Below are 19,915 nucleotides of genomic sequence, written 5' to 3'. Positions count from 1 at the left end.
TGTCGAAAGATGTAGGGCGAAAAATGGGGAACTGGTGTAGATCAAATTTTTTCGACCTTCATTTTTCGACAGCTCTATATTTGGTTAGCCTTCTCGACTACGGTGAAGGGTGTTGAACGTGATTTGGGTTTGGTGAATGTTAATCCACTGGATGTTGCTCAAGGGAGTGTTCTTTAGTAGGCGTAGCGCATGGGTTCGAAATTGCTCTTGGCTGGGACTACTCGGGGAAAAGGCGGTGAGTTTGAATGCGGTATCAGGGGTAACGAGTCGCATTTGCTGCTGGGCAATGACTCCACCGGTGCCATTAACCGGAACCCTGCACAGCACATTCGATTCACCTCCTAGAAAGTGCGTAACCGCTTCTTCGTACAGAGATAGATCCAACCCTGCACCCCAGTCTTGTATCAGCCCCAGTAAAATCTCTCGCAATTCTCTAGCGCCGGGTGAATCAGGTTGATACACCGCGTCTACGATGCTCGGGTTTCGCAACTCAGCCAAGTTGACCTGAAAATTAACAAACTCATGTTCTACTTTTTCGGGACGTGTATTAATGATCTTGGCGTGCTGGAGGCCGAATAGCAGCAGGTAATGCGTCGTTTGAGCTCGATGTTTTGCATGAATCTTCTCGGCAGCCTTGAACTCAAACAGGCCTGAACGGTTAGCAATAACATCAGCAAAGAACGTTTTACTAAACGATTCATGAACAACATTTACAGCTACTTCCAGTTCGATACCGCAAAGGCGTCTCAATAGTTCCTTCTTGTAAACGATCTCGTCAAAGAACCGACCATACTCATCATGGATCGAAAAAACATGGCGCATCACCTCGAAAGCCATCTTACCGAAGGCTTCTTGTGAGATCTGTACAAGTTCGATCGATGGTATGATTGGCATAACTTGCTCATCTTAGATTTTCTAAATTCGTTCCTAACATCTTTCGCCCTACATCTTTCGACAGCTCTCATTGGACGTCATTCTAGTCCACGTGAGTGAACTCATTGCTTGCGAGCAAGATTCTGGCCAGGGCAGGCCATGTTTCATTGTCTTCACCGGGGTAGTTATTGAGGAATTTGTTTGCTCGTTCATACTCTGCTTGCGTAGGCAAGCGTTGGAACAAATTGCGATAGAGGGCCTGCAGACGTACTTCGTTCGTTGTTTCTTCTTGGACCGACTCAGCCAACTTCGCGGCTTGCGCGTGGAACAATGGATCATTGATGAAGTACAGCGCCTGCGTGGGAACGGTAGTGGTGCGGCGGGCGGCTGTTGACGCGTTGGGATCTGCGCCATCGAACAGAGCCAGGTAGGGATGCCTTCGCTGACGCTGCACCATCATGAAAGCACTACGTTTATTGGTTTCATAAACAGCATTGAACGGGTTGTGCTGTGAGAAACTCCAATCTTTCTCCTCCGGAAACGGGTGGTTGGTCCCGAGCGAAAGATCGAGCTGTCCAGATGCATGTAGTAAACTGTCGCGCAGCTCCTCCGCAGTGAGCCGGCGACGATTGAAGTGAGCCAGAAAGCGATTGTCTGGATCGGATTCTATTGGCGTGGCACTGGCTCGTTGGTAAGCCTCCGTTTGCACTATCAGCCGGTGGAGTGCTTTGACGCTGTAACCACTTTGAACGAATCGGGCCGCGAGGAACTCGAGCAATTCTGGATGCGTTGGCCGGTCACCACGTGTACCAAAATCATTTGGCGTCCGTACCAAGCCTTCGCCAAAGTGCCATTGCCAAATGCGATTAACGATCACGCGAGCCGTTAAGGGATGTTCGGCAATCCAATCACCCAGCTCGCGACGACCACTGCCGGCATCCTCAGGAACCTGCCCGCCCCCAAATACCGACAACCAACGACGCGGCACTTCTTCGCCTAGTTTCTCCGGTTCACCACGTTCTTGGAATCTGGTGTTTTTGGCATCGCCATCGACTACAGCGTAAGCGACAAGCACTTCCGGTTTCGGCGGAGCTTCCGGGAGTGGTCTATTCAAGTCACCAAGTTTTGCTAGCGCCGAACTATAATCAGACGAAGCGACGTGGTTTAGCTCAAAGTGGACGCCATCACCTCCAGAAGGATGCGCGTCGACAACCAATCCACTCAATTGGACCTCGCCGTCCATGGGGCTTACCCAGGCGACAGTTACCGGCCGATTGTGTCCCGGATGCATAAAGAGCGATTCTGCGGCTAAAGTCGTCCAAGCCATGACTGGTTGCCCAGAAGTGTTTGCGAACACGGCTGGCAGATCATCGAGACTCCAACCTTGGATCGAAGGATTGCCCTCCATGCTGCGTCGCATTTCCGCGAGCAGTACCGAACCTAAAGTGGTCTCCAAGAAATACCACTCACCGCCGTCGCCAGCAGTGATGGGATTGCCTTGCAGAATTTTTGGCGCGATATCCGAAATATCCCATGAGCGTTTCTTCCCATCCGTCTCTGTGATTTGCCATTGCACTCGCGTCGTATCGGCCCCATGGCTGCTATTTGGTAGAACGGTCAGTTCAAGTACATCGCCCTTCCTCACGTGAACCGTTTTCTCAAAAGGAACGCTTCCACCTTCCGGCACGGGTTGCGATACGAGGACGTTTCGATTCGATTTGGTAAGCTCGGCAAGCGCCACACCAGCGGACTTGATCGCTTCCATTTGAGTTCGTTTGGCCGTCTCCAGTTCTTTGTTCTTTACTTCCCAATCCTGTAGTTGCGCCTCAAGGGAGTCTGGACTCATCAACGGAACAAGATCGCGAGGTTTTCCATTTTTCTCGCAGCCAGGGAAGGCGAATCGAGAGCTCTCGAAAATCCCGTACAAGGCGTAGTAGTCCATGGCGTTGATCGGGTCAAATTTGTGATCATGGCATCGGGCGCAGCTTATGGTCAGTCCCATAAAACTCTTGCCCAGGTTATCAATCACGTCCTCATATGTCAGGAACATGTCCGCGTCGCTATCGAATCCAAAGCGACGGGCAATGGCGAGATAGCCTGTGGCGATGATTCCTTCGGCGTGTTGTTCGGGGGTCGCATCGCGAGTCAGCAAATCACCCGCCAGTTGCAAACGCACGAACTGGTCAAAGGGCATATCTTTTTGGAACGCTTCCATCACCCAGTTGCGATAACGCCAGGCATGGGGCAGCGGATGGTCGCTGGTGGTACCCGAGCTGTCGGCGTAGCGCACTACGTCGAGCCAGCGTCGTCCCCAGTGGACGCCATACTGAGGCGAGTCGAGCAAGCGTTCGATTACTCGCGAGTAGGCATCAGGCGATGTGTCTGCAATAAATGCTTCGACCTCTTCCGCGCTTGGTGGCAGCCCGGTCAGATCGTAGCTCAGTCGCCGGATCAGGGTGCGGCGATCGGCACGTGGAGCCAATTCCAATCCACGACTGTCGATTTCGCGCTGCAGCAGATTGTCGATGTGTTTGATCTCGGAAGCATGATCAGCAGGTGGCAGTTCTGGCAGTGGTTGAAATGACCACCAAGTTTTAGCTTTTTCTAAGGTCATGCCTCCTAAAACTTCGCTACCGGTGCGCGGATCAGGAGCACCCATCTCGACCCATTTCGTCAGGATCGCGATTTCGTTTTCCGGCAACTTCCCACCACGGTCCGCAGGTGGCATCTCCAGCGAACGATAGTTGATGGCTTCGATCAACAAGCTCTCATCGACTTTGCCTGGAACAATGGCGGGTCCGCTATCGCCCCCCTGCATCCAACCATTGGCGGAAGCTAACGACAAGCCGCCATCGGCTTCCGAGCCCCCATGGCATTCAAAGCATCGTTTTACCAATAGCGGCCGAACTTCTTTCTCGAAGAAATCACGGTGCTCGACGGAGATGGTCACGTCCGTCGGCTCATCCGCCATCGATACCGCAGTCACCAAACCACAGCAAATACCGAAAACGGCAACCTGAAAAACAAGAAGGTGTTGTTTTGTCATGATTGAAACTCGTTGACTGCTTGTGTCGAAGGGGAGAACATTGTGTTTTCGCGTCCTGGCCTAGTACTTGGGAAAAATATCGGGCGATGGTAAACGTTCTGCCATGCTGCCTTCGTCGATCCATTCTTCTCGCGGAAGACTGTCGGCGGGCCAGTTCATGGGGCGAATCCGGATGATTCTGCCTGGACGGAACCCTTCGAGGACCAGATCCACGTTCATACGAATCTGGATTCCGCTGCTGCCCAGCGGGATATCGCCGTCCGAGTGAATGACATCCGAAACGGGGCCGCGGATCGCCATGTGGGCGTGCGAGTAAGCACCATGCTCGTGTTTCAATTCCGTTGTGGCACTACCGATCTGAGCATCGCGTCCTTCCTGGAAATCCGCATACAGCGATGAATCCATGCCACCGAACAACGTCGCTGTTATCGTCGCGCGTCCGAAGTCTCCGTATTCGACCTTGTCGACCCAGCCCGGCATCCAGCGCCCTTGAATGAACTCCTTGTGGACCAATCTCTGATATTCACTGGCACGCTGCATTGAGGAATCGTCCAGCCAAATGTCGGAAATGTGGTAGCCGTTGAACGCTCCTTTCCAGAAGTCGTTCATGGGTTGCCAGGTGAGTCCCAGCATGACAAGCTGATCATCCAATTTCGTCTTCCCATTGGCAGGCCAGATCCCTTCAGCGACCACCTCATCCAGTCTCAACTTTTCTCGACCGCGCCAAAAACGTGTGGTGTCGTCTACTGTGAATTTCTGGTCTGCTTCGTCTGCTTCATCGCCCGACTTGGATACTCGGCACGCGACCACCATCCCCTCATCGCCGCGTAGTTCCAGCTCCTTTAACTTCCAAGCCTTGCCCTGGCGCAAACAGAAGCTGGGTTCGTCTTCTAACAAAATCGCGTGATTGGCTTGATTGACATTCGGAACCGATGAAAACTTGGGGTCGGGCGGTAGGTAAAATCGACCATGCAAAATAGTACCCAGGGGGATATCCCGCAAATCGGCAGGTGCACCGCGGTAGTGGACCGTACCGTAAGGTAGCATGGCAAACGGCTGTCCGGCTTGTCTGAAGAAGACATCTTCTACTGGCACACGTAAACTGCCACGACGATTCGCATGATCGACGAACGTCAATTCACCGGTGTAAGCGACGGCTTTATCTGCCGGTGGAAATTTTCCCACCTCAGGCCGAAACGGCTCATCGGCAAATGCGACGCGTGTTGCCAGTAACGCCAAAATCACACTTAAAACAGCAGTTCCAGCGAACAGCTTTCGGATTCTATTCATATGTTTGCATCTAACTATTCAGTTGTGTGAGAGCGTCGGATGAGCTGTCGAAAAATGCATGGCGAAAATTCGGACTTCCATTTTTCGACCTACATCTTTCGACAATCTCATGATCCCAAGAGAAAGTAATTTCAAACCTCGATCGCCGAGTTGCTGTCGGCGAATCGATCGATCTCGCAGCCCATGCGCTGGGCCATCATCAGAAGCAAGTTGCTCATGTGAGCGTCTGGATTCAACGGACGACCGCAGATGCGATAGTGTTCGCCTGGTTTGTCGAGTTGATAACCGTCAAAGTGCCCTTGGTTGAAGTCAACATGGCTGCCATGCTTGAGCCCCATGGCCTTACCGCCAGCCAGCACCAACGGAAGATTGGCGTTACCATGGCTATGACCATACGACATGCCACTACCAAGCAGCGACATGGTTGTATCGAGCAGAGGCTGACCGTTGACATCGGTCGTCTCGGACAATCGCTTCAGGAAGTAAGCGTATTGTTCGAACGCAAAAGTATCGTACTGCGTGAGCTTTTCCATGTAGTTCGGGTCGCCACCGTGGTGGCTGAGCATGTGCCGCGTCTGGGTGATGCCGATTTCAGGAATCGAGATCGCATGCCCTTCGCCTCCCATGCTGAAGGTCGCCACGCGAGTCACATCGGTCTGGAAAGCGAGCACGATCAAGTCGTACACGGTGCGGAAATAGTCACCGGCTTTCGTTTCTGGAATGTCACGGTTGGTCCGTTGGCGGTCATTTTCGGCGATGTCAGGGATCGGCGTGTCAAGCCAAGCGTCGGCACGTCGAGCGCGGATCTCGGCTTCGCGAACCGAAGCCAGGTACTGTTCCATGCGTCCCTTGTCTGCCGCTCCCATCTTGGCCTCAAGCTGACGGACTTCTTCCAGGTTTGCATCGAGCACACTGGCCTTGCGACGCAGGTTCCTGCGCTGAGCCGCCTTGCCTCCTTTGGGTTCACCAAACAACGACGCGAAGATCTCGCTGCAACGACGCAGCGGAGGCAAGCCAACCCCGTCTGCCGTCCAAGCAAGCGACTCTTGGTTGATAGCGATTTCCATGGAGGGGTATCGCGTATGTTCCCCGGTCAGTTCTGCCATCTTCTGGTCGACCGAGATGCTGTTGCGATCGGACGGTCCCAGTTTGCCACCGGTCAAGAAGACCTTGATGCAACTGTGAGCATGCCCCAGTCCGCCCGGATGATGCATGCCACTGATCGGTGTGATCACATCACGGAACGGCTCGAGCGGTTTCAGCGAACGAGATAGTTCGTAGTCTTTGCCTGCCTTGGTGACCTGGAAGTCGAGTGTGTTGACTCCATTGGCCAAATAGATGAAGCAACTACGTTTCGGAGAAGCGGTTGACTCTGCGGCTCGCAGCGGAGTCATGCATTCGAGCATCGGCAACGAAATGCAAGTACCCATTGCACGAAGCGCGTGACGACGATTGATCAGCCAGGATTGGGATAGAAAGTTCATTGTATCTCACTCGTATTGGTAGGTGGCTATTGAGTTACAGTATGGATGTCTGTCGAAAAATGTGGGGCGAAAGATGTAGGAATCCATTTTTCGACCTACATCTTTCGACAGTTAAATGACTGAAGTTGCGGTTGTGAATTTCATCGCTTCCTCGTCAACGCCGACAGCGCTACGGCCCGCACGATGTCTCGAACGCCGTACTGGTTCTGCTTCGCTTCATCGAAGATCAACTGGATATCATCCGCATCATCCACGGTCAGCACACGGCGTAACGCGTAGGTGCTGAGGTGTTCTATAAAGGCTCGCATGAATTTGTCGCGGTCGTCCAGCAGCAACTGCTTGAATTGGCTTGCGTCTTGAAACTTGCGACCATCAGGCATTACGCCGGAGGCGTCTACCAATGGATCTTGCCCTTTGCCACCTTCCACCCGTTCGCGCGCCCGCCATTGTCCAATCGCGTCGTATTGATCGAAGGCAAAACCGAGTGGATCGATGTTGCGATGACAGGCCGCACAACTGGCGTTCTGCGCGTGAGCTACCAATCTTTGTCGGATCGTAACTTTATTACCTTCTGGTGGCACTGGTTCAATCGGGTCGACGTTGGCCGGTGGTGGCGGCGGAGTCTTGTTGAAGATGGTCTCGCTCAGCCAAACACCGCGATGCACCGGGCGGTGCCGCGTCCCGTCGGAGGTTAACCCCAATACTGCGCCCATTGTCAACAAGCCACCGCGATGAGCTTCAGGCGAGAGCGATACTCTTTGAAAATCGCTCGACGCCGGTTCTGGCAGGCCGTAGAAATCGCAGACCCTGGCATTCGCCATCGTCCAATCGGCATCCAAGAACTTTTCGACCGGCATGTTCTGTGTGAACAACTCGCGGAAGAACTCGATCGGCTCATTCCGTAAGCTCTCCTCCAGCCAACCGTCATACTTGGGATATAGTCCCTTGTCCGGGGCGAACATCCCCAGCTTGTGCAATTGCATCCATTGGCGAGAAAAATCTTCGATGAAGCTGTTGACGCGACTGTCGGACAACATGCGTTCGACTTCGTCTTGCAATCCGGTGCCAGTTAAAGCGTTATCTTCCGCCGCATTGAAGAGTTCTTCGTCAGGCATCGAGCTCCAGAGGAAATACGAAAGCCGAGAAGCCAGTTCCCAATCGGTCAGCTTTTCGCGAACTGCGGGGGCACCCTCGACCAGATAGATAAAGTGCCGCGACGTAAGCACACCTTTCATCGCAACTCGAAACGCCTCAGCGGTTGTCTCGCCCGCTTCGCGTTCCTGCTGGTAGGCAGTCAGATAACTGCGAAGTTCTTCATGACTAACCGGTCGCCGCCAAGCTCGCTGGGCGAACCTCTGCAGGTGTTCCGCTACCACTTCCGAGGTTGCGTCATTGGGTGGCAAAAGGTCCTTGCGGAGAGCTCGTTCGGCTTCGGATTCCAGCGGTCCTTCCCACTCGATCCAGTCCAACAAGACGGTCGAGTAAATCGCATTGCCCTGCCCGTCGAACATCTGCGGAGCCGTTGGATTGAGGATATGGCTTTCGCTGCTGTGTGTGAAAATGTACGACGGCCGGAGCGCGATCGCATAAGTAAACGCGCCTCCACTGCGACCTTGGGGGATACCGTTGGTTGCCACGACGTCGAAGTAAAGCTCGGTTGGCATTTCCAGCAGAACTTCGAACTCGAAAATCTGCGGTTCATTTTCCGGCGCAGTGATGTCCAGCTCGACAAGCCCGTCGATGACATCCGCCGACGACTTTTTGCCGATCCGAAAATGGGGTAGCTGACCGCCAGGCGGACGCATTCCACTGGCCTGGAGCCGCACGCGATACAGACCGCTTTGCGGAGGCTTCTCGAACCAATCCGGCGAGAGTGCCAGGTCAAGTTTCTCCTGGACGCGCGGCAAGCCGGGGTAGATTAAATAACGCAGTGGTCGATAAATGCCAAACCGCTCCAGCCATTCCTTCTGGTATTGGCCGTTACTACTGTAGCGATAACGCAGAAAATCCGCAGTTTTCTTGAGCTTCTGCGACTCCCTGGCACCTGTTGTAAAGGCACGATCGAGCACGATCTCCGCAGCGCGATAGTATCGCTCGACGTGAGATGACGACAACGACAGCTCCGACCCGATTCGTTCGTACCCGTGCCACAGCGTATCATCGTTCAACTGGCCTGGTTCGGTGGGATCGTAGTGTACACCCAGCAGGTCATAGATCGTGTTCTGGTATTCTTTGCGACTGAGGCGGTAATGAGCCACCGGTGGACGCGCCGCCATGCGTGCCGCTCGCCCCTCGCGGATCAAGCCGCTGAGTTGCGTCACGAACCCCTCGATCTCCTCTTGTGTCGGACGCGGCTCGCCTTCGGGCGGCATGTCACCGATATTGACCCGTTCGATCAACTCGGCCCAGCGGTGCGCGTCGCCACCCAGTGCAAAATCTCGCGATAGCGTGTCGATTCGCAGTTCACTCTCCTGGTGGTCAGGCCCATGGCAAGCGATACAGTGTTTTGCGACGAAGGTTTCGTAAGTGTCGGCAGCCGAGGCGAAATTGACCAGAAAGAGCGTTGTAATCAGCGCGAAACTAGACTTGGTAATGCTTTGCGTAATGAACATAGTTGATAAGGAATTGAATCATTGGTGGGATGTATTGAGGTGGGGTTTCGTCTGCAGACTGATTACTGTCGAAAGATGTAGGGCTAAAAATGGGGAACGGAAATTTTTCGCCCTACATTTTTTGACAGCCTCTACAACCGGCGTTTATTGTCTTCGATGTGCTCTCGTAAGTCTGCAGTTGCTTCTTCGATTCGACCCGCAGCTAGCAAGTCGACAAGCCGTTGGTGATGCTCGATACCAACCTTGATATCGACCTTCTTGATGGCATCGAAAAATCGCCTGAAGAACACGACCAACAACTCGTTAAAGGCAACCAGTGGCTGCAAACCGCTGGCTTCGATCAATGTTCGGTGGAACTGAATATCAATCGCGATACACTCCTTCAAATTCTTTGCGGTACGAAACTGATCCACAAGACTTTGCAGGTTCTCAAGGATAGAGGGATCATCCGCCATCCGACGAACGACGTGCGGCACGACACCGGTTTCGATGATCACGCGACTGTCGATCAATTGCTGCGGATCGGCATCGAGCAGTCCTGAGTGAAAACCCAGATGTTTTGTCATTCGTTCCATGTTGATTCGCCCCACCGTTAGCCCGACGCCCGTCTTGGACTCGATGATGCCGAGAAACTCGAGGGTCTTCGTCGCTTCGCGGACACTCAGACGGCTGATGCCAAACGTCTCGGCGAGCTGGTTCTCGTTGGGCAATCGATCCCCCGGCATCAGCTTGCGCTCGATGATGTACTGCTTGATCTGCTCGGAAACCTGATCACGCATTTTGGGCCTGGTAATGGTTTGCATTTTTTTTTCCTGCATGAACTCGCGAAACGAATGACTCTCTAATAGATTGTCTGACAATCTGTTCAATGTCAAGTCTCGGCAGACGTGAACGCCCGTCACAACTAATCCCCGGAATCGCGGCTAATCCGCGGCAATGACAACACAGTCGAATAGCATTAAACGCAGAAAATCGGTGATATGGATTTCAAATTGAATGCTTCATGATGTGTGTAAACAGTGGAAAAATGTATGGCGAAACATGGGGGGACAATTTACGTCCTGCATTTTTCGCCACACATTTCTCGACAACTTAAACTACCAACTCATCAATCCACGTGCAAATACTCATTGCTTGCCAACAAGATTTGATTTTCCAGCAGACTGAAGAGCGGGCTCAGATTTGTCGCTCAGATTAAGACTTTATTGGGAACAACGCCGCCGGCAAGCGAACCAACGCGCATCCGATCGCGTCTGGTAGATGCGTTCCTTCCTCCCCATGCGACCTGAAATTCGCTCGAAGAGTTCTTTGGAGCCATTGCACTCTATTTACGACTCAGCGTTTCAAATCGGTCGCGGCCTTTGCAGTTTCTTCATTCGAAAAACAGTTTCTTCATCGTCTCTTGTGACGGCTTGCCTGCGTATTCGGAAATCTCGAATGCTTCGACAAGCATCGGTGCACCCTGCGATTTCCAAAACGCTTGAACTCTTGGCTTCGCCTTGGCCAGAAACCATGCTTTGAGCCACTCCCGGCGAGCAGGCTCTTCATCAGGTACTTCTGCTCTGATTCCCTCGATCCAAGGCAACCAGTCGAAAACTTGTGATTGATGGCAAGCCAACATATCGACGACGCTCTCGATGTGTTCTGACACATCTATGACAACATCAGCGCGAAACGGACTAGGGCGTGTGAACAAATCTACCATGTAGGCAACGACAGGCTCGTGCGATGGCCTCGGAACGTCAGCAACCACTTTGGGCACCATGACCATGTAGGATGCGTCCTGAACCGCTTGCCCAACCGCTCGATGGTCAGGATGATAATCAAAGGGACGGTGGGTAAGAACCAGATCCGGTGCAAACTCGCGAATCTCTCTGATAATCCATTGCCGCACTTCTAGTGACGGTTGGAGGGAACCATCGGGAAACGGGCCGGTCACGTAGCTTGCACCGATACATTGCCCTGCGCTCGCAGCCTCGGTTTTTCGAATCGCAATCAGTTCGGACTCAGGAATCGACTGGTGACCAGACTGTCCGTTGGTCACGCTAACCATTCGAATCACCGAACCGGATTGCGAGTGCTTGACTAGGAAACCTCCAGCGAAAAACTCAGCGTCGTCCGGATGCGCACCCAATACTAATATTCGTGTCATGTCAAAAGCGGCTATTCTAAGCGGAGAGTTTCAATGCTGCGGAACCGTAGAACTGCTTTATACCACGAACGACTGCAACTTGCTCCTCCACGCATAACTCGGGATAGATAGGCAGGTGCAAAATCTCCTTGGCGGCTGCTTCGGTGTGAGGCAAGCTGCCTTCGGAGTAGCCCAACTCTTTGAAGCATTCTTGCAGGTGCAAAGGAATCGGGTAGTAAATTTCCGTGGAGATCCCTACGGATTGCAAATGCTGTCGCAATGCGTCTCGTTCACCATTAGCGATTCGAATTCCGTACTGGTTCCAGATATGTTTTGCATGAGGTGATTGGAATGGGAGCTCGAACTCACCCACCAAGCCTTCGTTGGTAAACATTTCGTTGTACCGCAGTGCATTTTGTTGACGAGCAACATTATACGATTCCAGTTGACGAAGCTTGATGCGCAGTATGGCTGCTTGAATCGTATCGAGTCGGCTGTTAATACCGAGCACTTTGTGGTGGTACCGAGGTTGCATACCATGGGCGGCGTACAACCGCAGTTTGCTGGCCAGCTCGTCATCTTGGCAGACCATCATTCCACCGTCTCCCATCCCGCCAAGGTTTTTGGTTGGGTAGAAACTGAGGCAGCCCATATCTCCCCATGCACCGGCAGGCTTGCCGAGATAGGCGGCACCGATGGCTTGGGCTGCATCTTCGATGACAGGTACCTTTTTGGCTTCGGCAATGGCGCAGATCTTGTCCATCGCTGCGCACTGTCCGAACAAGTGAACTGGGATAATAGCGCGGGTTCGTGAGGAGATATTAGCTTCGATCTGCGACGGATCGATGTTGTAAGTGTGGGGATCGATATCGGCGAAGACGGGGATCGCACCGAGGCGAGCGACGGCGGATGCCGTTGCGAAGAAGGTGAAGCTGGGGACGATAACCTCGTCACCAGGTTGTACCTCGAGGGCCATGAGAGCTAGCAAAAGGGCATCGCTGCCAGAAGCACAGCCGATGGCATATTTTGTTTGGCACACACCTGCCACGGAGCATTCCAGCTCCCCCACATCGGGGCCGTGCAAAAATCGGCCGCTGAGCACGACCGCTTCGATCGCTTCCATGATCTCTTCATGGACCAGTAAGTTTCCTCGATTGACATCGAGTAACGGAACGCCGGCAAGCTTCCCTGCTGCCATAAATGCACCTTTGAAATAAAATGGCACGAGTATCGAGACGATTTTTCGCCAGAATACCGATTTAGTCGGAGCCGAGTCAAGCGGAAGGCATGCATTCTGCCTAGCGAGTTTCGAGAACGAAAGATATCATTTCCCGAATGCCGAGACTCGTTAACCAACTTTTGCAACAACCAACCTTCACATTCTACGGTGCAGCGGACTCTGTTAGCGGATCGATGCATCTGGTTGACACGGGCCGCTCGAGGGTATTGCTGGACTGTGGCAAAAGTTTCGGGCAGGAAGAGAGCAAATCGCACAGCGGTCGGGATTTGTTTCCTTTTTCACCTGCCGAAGTCGATTTGGTCCTAATTTCCCACGCCCACATCGATCATTGCGGCAGCTTGCCCCTGTTGGTTAAGAATGGTTTTCGCGGCAATATCCTGTGCACCCACGCGACCCTCGAACTGCTAGAGATCGTGCTTTATGACGTAGCCAGGGTCCACGAACGTGAGTGGGAGCGAGCGAGATTCTATTCCGGAAGTCGGCGAGGGCGAGGGGCACATCGAGGTGGGGGCGATCAACGGGTCCTTGATGAATCGCACTTCATTTCGTACGACGATGTGGACGCTACGCTGCGGTTGTTTCAAGGGGTTGATTACGACGAACGATTGCAACCCTTGGCCGACATCAAGATATGCATGCGTAACTCAGCCCACGTTCTCGGCAGCAGCATGATTGAAATGGACCTTAGAGGAGGCGAGTCAGGTCCGCGCAAGCTCGTTTTTACCGGAGATCTAGGACGATTCGATTTTCCTTACATCGGCACACCCGTCTCCATTCCAGATGCGGATCTTATCGTCTGTGAGAGCACCTACGGGAATCGCTTGCACGAACCGTTTGACGCAACACTCAATAAGCTTGCCGAGTTGATCAATCAAACCATCGAGGCGGGGGGCAAGGCGCTCATACCGGCCTTTAGTCTGGGGCGAACCAATTTCCTCAAATGCAGTTTGCTAGAACTCAGGCAATCCGGAAGAATTCCTAACGTACCCATCTGCATCGACAGTCCGCTCGCATCACAATTCGACTACGTCTATCGAGACTTTGGAAACGACGGGCTTAATAAAAATTCCGATACAGCCCAGCCGACGGATGGGATTGAGTGGCTAGAATCGAGCGATGAGGCCTGGTGGCGAACCACCTCGAAGGAACCGTGTGTCATCGTTGCTTCTGGAGGGATGTGCGAAGGGGGCCGAATCCTGGATCATTTGCGATGTCACATTGACGATCCGCGGACGTGCCTCATCCTGGTTAGCTACCAAGCTCCCGATTCTTTAGGTGCGGAGTTGTTGTCGAATCGACCTGTTGTCAAACTCCAAGGCAGGTTTTGGAACAAGTGGATTCGTGTGGAGCAAATTCAAGGCTTCTCGGCCCACGGTGACCAAAAAGATCTGGTGCGGTTGCTGGATACGGTGAATCGCGAACGCAAAATTTGCTTGGTACACGGTGAAGCAGAGGCTAAGCTCACCCTTCAAGAGCTACTGACTCAAGAAGGATATGCCAATGTGACCATCCCATCGCTGTTCGATGAGGTTGGTATTTAGCGGATCGCTCTACCAGCGATGATGCACGCTCGGGCGTATCATCTTGTTATAAATCGCCTGAATCGAGTTCATGGTCGATTCGGAAATCTCTGCAAGATCGCTCGCTGCGGCTGTTTCTGCAATCTGTTCAGGGTGTCGAGCACCGGGAATAACGCAACTGACGGCTGGGTTCATGAGAATCCATCTCAGCGCCAACTGGCTAAGAGAGACATCAGCAGGAGCAAGCTTCTTCAGTTCTTCCACGGCATCGAGAGCAAGATCGTAATCCACGCCAGAAAACGTTTCACCCTGATCGAAATGCTCGCCATGTCGATTGAAATTGCGGTGGTCATCTGTCGCAAATTCGCTGGTTCGCTTCAGCTTTCCCGTCAATAAGCCTGATGCCAATGGCACACGTGCCAGAATCCCGACTTGTCGCTCTAGTGCCAAGGGAAAGAATACTTCGGCGGGTCGCTGACGGAAGACGTTGAATATGATTTGAACTGTTTGCAGATTTGGGAATTCGATTGCCTTGATCGCTTGCTCGACCTTCTCGACGCTGACTCCGTAGTATTTGATAACCCCTGCGGCAACGAACTCCTCGAGCCATTCGAACACTTGAGGTGAGTAATACAGATCGTTTGGCGGGCAGTGCAATTGAACCAGATCCAGAGTGTCGCATTCGAGATTCTTGCGGCTGCGGTCTAGCCAATCTTGTAGGTTGCTTTTGCTGTAGCCTTCTAGCGTTTGCGATGGCAGCCTGCGGCCCGCTTTCGTCGCAATGATGATTTCCGATTCCGGGCGCTCTCGCTTGAGGCGGGCCAGCAGTCTCTCGCTATGGCCGTCACCGTAGACATCGGCGGTATCGAAAAAGTTAATCCCCAAATCGAGTGCTCGATGCAGAGTCGCCATCGATTGCGAATCGTCCACAGCGCCCCAGGAGCCACCGATCGCCCACGCTCCAAAACTGACTTCCGAAACATTCCAAGGAGTCTGACCAAGTTTCCGATACTTCACTTTTTTCTGCCCGATTCGAGGAAAAACGCGGCGTAAATGACCGACCAATGGATCATAACACAAGTCGTTTTGACATCGAATCTCAACTACGCAAGATTTCTGTTCCCTTTCTGCTGTTGCTCTATGATTCGAGCTTGAAAATGCGGTCCTAAAAGCCAATACTTCCTGAGCACAACACGAACAAAACTCAAACCGTATAGGACAAAAATAGTATGAGTAATCAAGCAATCATCGATCATCTCAACGAGATTCTCAAGCATGAGTGGACTGGTGTCGCTCAGTATTCCCAGGCATCCTTTATTATCGAGGGGCCTTGGAGAGAGGTTTACGCAGAGAAGTTTGAGGGAGACGCGAAAGAATCGTTCAAACACGCCAATTTGATCGGCAACAAGATCGTGTCACTGGGTGGAGTTCCCGTTGCCCAGCGAAACGAAATCAAGCAATCCAAGGATCTAACCGAAGTCCTTCAAAACAGCTTGGCGTTCGAATCCAAAGCGGTCGAGATGTACACACAAGCACTCGAGCTAGCTGAGGGCAACAAGCCTTTGGTGATCTTCTTGGAAGATATTTTGCTCGACGAGCAAGAGGGAGTGGAGGAATACACCAAATTGCTCCGCAACAGTCAGGCTGCGGTACAGACGTCGACTGCCAGAAAGTCCGGCTAATTCGCTCTGCTAGAAATTTGAGCCAGGGGCATGCTATTTGGTAGCGTGCCCTTTTTTTTAATCTAGAATGCGGGTCGCACGCAGCTTTGCAATTTTTCTCTTTGGCGATCCACCCCATGACGAATCGACACCCTCTGATCGGATCTGGTCCGCTTTTCTTGGCGATACTCTTTCTCGCCCTGATCGGGCTAGTGGAAACCGCGTCAGCCGCTGAGCCCAAGTTTCGGGTAAAGTTTTCTGAAAGCGTTACAGATCAGCCGATTGCTGGCAGACTGTTCGTGTTTACGACGACCAATCCTCAACGCTCTCCCATGCAAGGCCCGAACTGGTTCGGTCCGGAACCTTTTGCGGCCCTAGAAGTTGTGGATTGGAAGCCTGGCGAAACCATTGAGTTCGATGACCTGGCCGAAGCCTTTCCGGAAGTGATTTCCAAATGGCCTAACAAAAACTATCGTTTGCAAGCGGTATTGGACAGAGACTTCTACTACGCTCCTGCACATCAAGGACCAGGTAACTTGTACAGCAATGTTGTTGCATGGAACCCCAAAAGTGATGACTCGGTCACCCTGGAGCTCGATCAGATCATTCCTGATATTGAGTACAAAGACACGGCGAGAGTCAAGTTTGTTGAGAGAAAGAGCGAGTTGCTGTCGGCCTATTTTGGCAAGGATGTCATCGATCGCGCGGCGGTCATACTACCTGAGTCATATGAGAGTTCGCCCGACCGGCGGTACCCGGTCTACTACGAAGTCACCGGTTTTGGTGGAGTGTTACGCGGCATGGGGAGGGATCCGAATCCGAGACGTGCAGCAAGCGAAGTCGAGTTCATTCAAGTCATGCTGACGGGTGAGTGCAAATATGGGCATCACGTTTATGCCAATAGCGATACCAATGGGCCACGGGGCGATGCGTTGGTGAAGGAATTGATTCCGTATGTTGACAGCGAGTTTCGCACCATAGCTGATCCCAAAGCTAGGTTTGTGGGCGGGCACAGCAGCGGAGGGTGGTCCAGTCTTTGGTTGCAAGTCAGCTATCCGGAGACCTTTGGCGGCGTGTTCAGTACGGCTCCAGACCCTGTTGATTTTCGAGACTTTCAAGGCACGGATATGTATGCGTTCCCCCCGCAGAGCGTTTACGTTGATCCGAGCGGGAACCGGCGGCCGCTCGCCCGACAGGGGCAGAATGTCATGCTTTGGTACGACGATTTTTGCAAGATGGATCAAGTGCTCGGTCGCGGCGGGCAGATGCGATCTTTTGATGCTGTTTTTAGTCCTCGCGACGAGAAAGGAGAACCGCGTAGAGCCTGGGATCCCAAAACCGGCGTGGTCGACAACGAGGTAGTCTCCTATTGGAAAAAGTACGATATCAGCATGAAAATCCAGGACAACTGGGAGCAGCTCAAGCCTTTGCTGGCGGGCAAGCTGCACGTAGCCATGGGGGATCTCGACACGTTTTACCTCGAGGGAGCAACCATGAAAATGGCCGAGCGACTGCGGGAGCTGGGCAGCGACGCGCAGGTGGAGATCGTTCCGGGGGCCGGCCACGGACTTCCTCAGGCGGTGATGCGAAAGATGCGGGAAACCATGAAAGACAAGTTTCTCGAGAGCTACGAACCTGACGGGACCCCGAAAAAATAGCCGACATTGTTGCCATTTGATGGGCTCTTAGCTAATCGTTCACATAAATGCCTACTGTGCATTGGGATCGAAATTTCGTTTCTAATCCCCTGCAAATCACTGGGAATGGAGCTTTTGAAGTGGACGATCGGTGGTTCGATAGCCTATAACATTGGTGCCCTTGCGAAGATCGGCAGCGAGAAGGCAGATTTTCCGAACAAAGAAGTATGGCCCATTCCATGTCGAGAATGGGATAGAGGGGCAGTTGGGGGCTTAACAAGATTTATGGCGAAGAACGAAGAAGCATTTGAAGTAGAGGGAACCGTTACCCAGGCTCTGGCCAACACGCGATTCCGAGTACAATTAGAGACCGGCAGCGAAGTGCTGGCTCACGTCGCAGGCAAAATGCGAAAGAATTTCATCCGAATTGTTCCCGGTGACAAGGTCCGGGTGGAGCTGTCCCCCTACGACCTGACAAAGGGTCGAATCGTATTTCGAGAACGGTAGTCGACCGATCACGCTGGAACACGCGGGATTATTCGTTCCAATTTCCTGGCTCAAGCCTCGTTGCGACTCGCGTCTTTCGTCATATAACTATAAGATTTCCTTTCGGATCTTGCCTATTTCTTAGGTTGGGAACATTTTTGAACCAAGATCCGATATCCATCGCCGAATTGGTTCGGTTAAGAAACAGTTACGGTGCAAGAAACTGCTGACGATTCATCCCTAGTTTTGCTCGAGGAGACGTGTAATAGTATGAAGTGGTCCATTCGATCCAAGATTGCAGCAATGACCCTGGCTGCCTCCCCTGTTTTGCTGGCAGCTAGTGCGAACGCTGGCGACTCGGACAAATCCGTTGTAAAAGTTGCCATCGCTCCCTTCGATACCATGGTGCCTAATATCCAGCATCTCGCTCGATTGGGAGGCGGAGGTTTCGCAGCTGGTACCGTTAAGACGGCATTGACGGAGTATACTGCCGGCCTGGACACCAGCCGTCCCATGGGCGTGTTCGTCGAACTTGATGAGTACGGCAACCCTGCTCCCGTCGCTGCACTACCTCTCAAAGACCTCGAGATTTTCTTCGGGCAGTTGGCCATATTCGGTGAGCCTGAGGATTTAGGGGATGGGCTATACGAGCTCAACCTTGGCAACTCGATCTATATGAAAAACTCGGGTGAGTGGTTGCTCGTTGGCCAAACGGAAGATGCCGTTCTCAACTTTGATATTTCGGCAACGAAGACTCTCAAGCCATTGGTCGCGAAGTACGATGTCCTCGTAGACCTAAACCCAAGAAACATCCCTCAGCCTCTCATTGAGATGCTCTTTAGCCAGTATGACGCTGGAGTCGAGCAAGCGATGACTGACATGGATGAGGAACAAGCCGAAGAAGCATTGAAAAGTGCAGATCAGGTCAAGGAACAGCTCCAGGAGTTTCTCGATAGCACCGAAGCACTCAAGATCGGCTTGGCAGTAAACAAGGCTGAATCCAAGACGACTCTGGATTTCGGATCTCGGTTCGTCGAAGGGTCAAAGCTTGCTCTCAACCTGGCTAAAATGAAGGGCAGCAAGGCTGTACTCGCTGGAGTCCCTCAAGAATCCTCGATGATGATGCTGCAATCGCTGCAGCTTGTGGCGTCAGAAGATATTGCACAAATTGAAACCGCGATGGAAGCTGCTGTTAAGGCCGCTGTTGATCAGATCGATGACGGAGATGTAGCAGAAAAAGCAAAAGAGTATCTAACTCAACTCGCAGATCTGTTTGTAGAGACCGCCAAAAAGGGGCAGCTTGAAACCGTTGCGGACATCACTACCTCGCCATATTTGAATATCGCAGCCGCCTTCAACGTAGCAGACGGTAGCAAGGTGGAAGCCATCGCGGCAAATGCTGCGAAAGATTTGGCACCACTTGGCGATCAGATCAGCCTCAAAGTGAATACTGGCAAGCATGCCGGCGCTAATTTGCACCAGCTATCGATCGCCTTACCGCCGAATGCTGACGAAAAGGTTGTCGCGATTTTTGGCAAGCGAGTGACAGCGACTCTTGCCACCACGCCGACCGCCGTTTTTGTTTCCATCGGAAAGGACTGCGAAAGCAACGTCAAGAAAGTCGTTGATCGAGCCATGGCCAAGCCTTCAGCTGCTGGAGAAGCCGTTAAGATGCGATTTTCACTTGGGCAATTGCTGTCGTTCATGAAGTCCATCGAAACCAATCCCGGCTTGGACGCCGCAGTCGAAGTAACTTCGGCAGGTAAGGATCAGATCATGATCGACTCTAAGAATGAAGGACGTGACGCCGTCGTACGAGTCACACTCGAAGATAACGTCATCAAAGCCGTTTCGGCATCCATGACAGCCGGTGGCGGCGGATTCTAGTGATCCGATCGAATCGAGCATAAGTTCCCAAAGGGAGGTGCAAGTCAC

The 19,915-nt window shown here is 52.6% G+C and carries 14 protein-coding genes; 5 read left to right on the top strand and 9 right to left on the bottom strand.

Annotation, left to right across the window (positions count from 1 at the left end):
* Positions 1-84: 84 nt before the first annotated feature.
* The 8 genes from SH449x_RS11640 to SH449x_RS11605 form a co-directional block, all read right to left on the bottom strand.
* Positions 85-894, bottom strand: coding sequence for a GxxExxY protein (locus tag SH449x_RS11640; protein ID WP_482381506.1), 810 nt, complete (start codon positions 892-894; stop codon positions 85-87).
* Positions 895-976: 82 nt separating this feature from the next.
* Positions 977-3,919, bottom strand: a complete 2,943-nt coding sequence (locus SH449x_RS11635; RefSeq protein ID WP_482381505.1) for a PSD1 and planctomycete cytochrome C domain-containing protein — start codon at positions 3,917-3,919, stop codon at positions 977-979.
* A 60-nt stretch (positions 3,920-3,979) separates the two neighbouring features.
* A complete protein-coding gene (locus SH449x_RS11630; RefSeq protein ID WP_482381504.1) occupies positions 3,980-5,209 on the bottom strand; it encodes a hypothetical protein in 1,230 nt (409 codons plus the stop codon).
* Between the two features lie 131 nt (positions 5,210-5,340).
* Entirely contained in the window at positions 5,341-6,693 is a 1,353-nt protein-coding gene (locus SH449x_RS11625; protein WP_482381503.1) for a DUF1552 domain-containing protein, read from the bottom strand.
* A gap of 140 nt (positions 6,694-6,833) precedes the next feature.
* Positions 6,834-9,305, bottom strand: coding sequence for a DUF1592 domain-containing protein (locus SH449x_RS11620; protein ID WP_482381502.1), 2,472 nt, complete (start codon positions 9,303-9,305; stop codon positions 6,834-6,836).
* Between the two features lie 131 nt (positions 9,306-9,436).
* Positions 9,437-10,108, bottom strand: a complete 672-nt coding sequence (locus SH449x_RS11615; RefSeq protein ID WP_482381501.1) for a FadR/GntR family transcriptional regulator — start codon at positions 10,106-10,108, stop codon at positions 9,437-9,439.
* A 569-nt stretch (positions 10,109-10,677) separates the two neighbouring features.
* Entirely contained in the window at positions 10,678-11,457 is a 780-nt protein-coding gene (locus SH449x_RS11610; RefSeq protein ID WP_482381500.1) for a PIG-L deacetylase family protein, read from the bottom strand.
* A 16-nt stretch (positions 11,458-11,473) separates the two neighbouring features.
* A complete protein-coding gene (locus SH449x_RS11605; RefSeq protein WP_482381499.1) occupies positions 11,474-12,634 on the bottom strand; it encodes a DegT/DnrJ/EryC1/StrS family aminotransferase in 1,161 nt (386 codons plus the stop codon).
* Between the two features lie 137 nt (positions 12,635-12,771).
* On the opposite strand from SH449x_RS11605, the gene SH449x_RS11600 reads away from it, so the two are divergent.
* Complete coding sequence (locus SH449x_RS11600; protein WP_482381498.1) at positions 12,772-14,217, top strand: MBL fold metallo-hydrolase RNA specificity domain-containing protein; 1,446 nt, start codon at positions 12,772-12,774, stop codon at positions 14,215-14,217.
* Positions 14,218-14,226: 9 nt separating this feature from the next.
* Here SH449x_RS11600 and SH449x_RS11595 read toward each other — a convergent pair whose 3' ends face one another.
* Entirely contained in the window at positions 14,227-15,213 is a 987-nt protein-coding gene (locus SH449x_RS11595) for an aldo/keto reductase (protein WP_482381497.1), read from the bottom strand.
* Between the two features lie 212 nt (positions 15,214-15,425).
* Here SH449x_RS11595 and SH449x_RS11590 point away from each other — a divergent pair, with 212 nt between their 5' ends.
* The 4 genes from SH449x_RS11590 to SH449x_RS11575 all read left to right on the top strand — a co-directional run bounded on the left by SH449x_RS11590 (position 15,426) and on the right by SH449x_RS11575 (position 19,867).
* Complete coding sequence (locus SH449x_RS11590) at positions 15,426-15,878, top strand: ferritin-like domain-containing protein (RefSeq protein WP_482381496.1); 453 nt, start codon at positions 15,426-15,428, stop codon at positions 15,876-15,878.
* Positions 15,879-15,994: 116 nt separating this feature from the next.
* Positions 15,995-17,515: an alpha/beta hydrolase-fold protein gene (locus SH449x_RS11585; protein WP_482381495.1), complete on the top strand. Its 1,521-nt coding sequence runs from the start codon at positions 15,995-15,997 to the stop codon at positions 17,513-17,515.
* A gap of 264 nt (positions 17,516-17,779) precedes the next feature.
* Positions 17,780-18,001, top strand: a complete 222-nt coding sequence (infA, locus tag SH449x_RS11580; protein WP_482381825.1) for a translation initiation factor IF-1 — start codon at positions 17,780-17,782, stop codon at positions 17,999-18,001.
* A gap of 249 nt (positions 18,002-18,250) precedes the next feature.
* The gene (locus SH449x_RS11575) at positions 18,251-19,867 is read left to right on the top strand and encodes a hypothetical protein (RefSeq protein WP_482381494.1); all 1,617 of its coding nucleotides are present in this window, start codon (positions 18,251-18,253) and stop codon (positions 19,865-19,867) included.
* Positions 19,868-19,915 lie beyond the last annotated feature (48 nt).

It is taken from the genome of Brakhagea baltica (assembly GCF_052161605.1).
In the GTDB taxonomy this organism is placed as follows: Bacteria; Planctomycetota; Planctomycetia; order Pirellulales; family Pirellulaceae; genus JBKCUI01.
The sequence above is the reverse complement of the archived record's forward strand: the minus strand, read 5'-3'. Positions and strand labels throughout refer to the sequence as shown.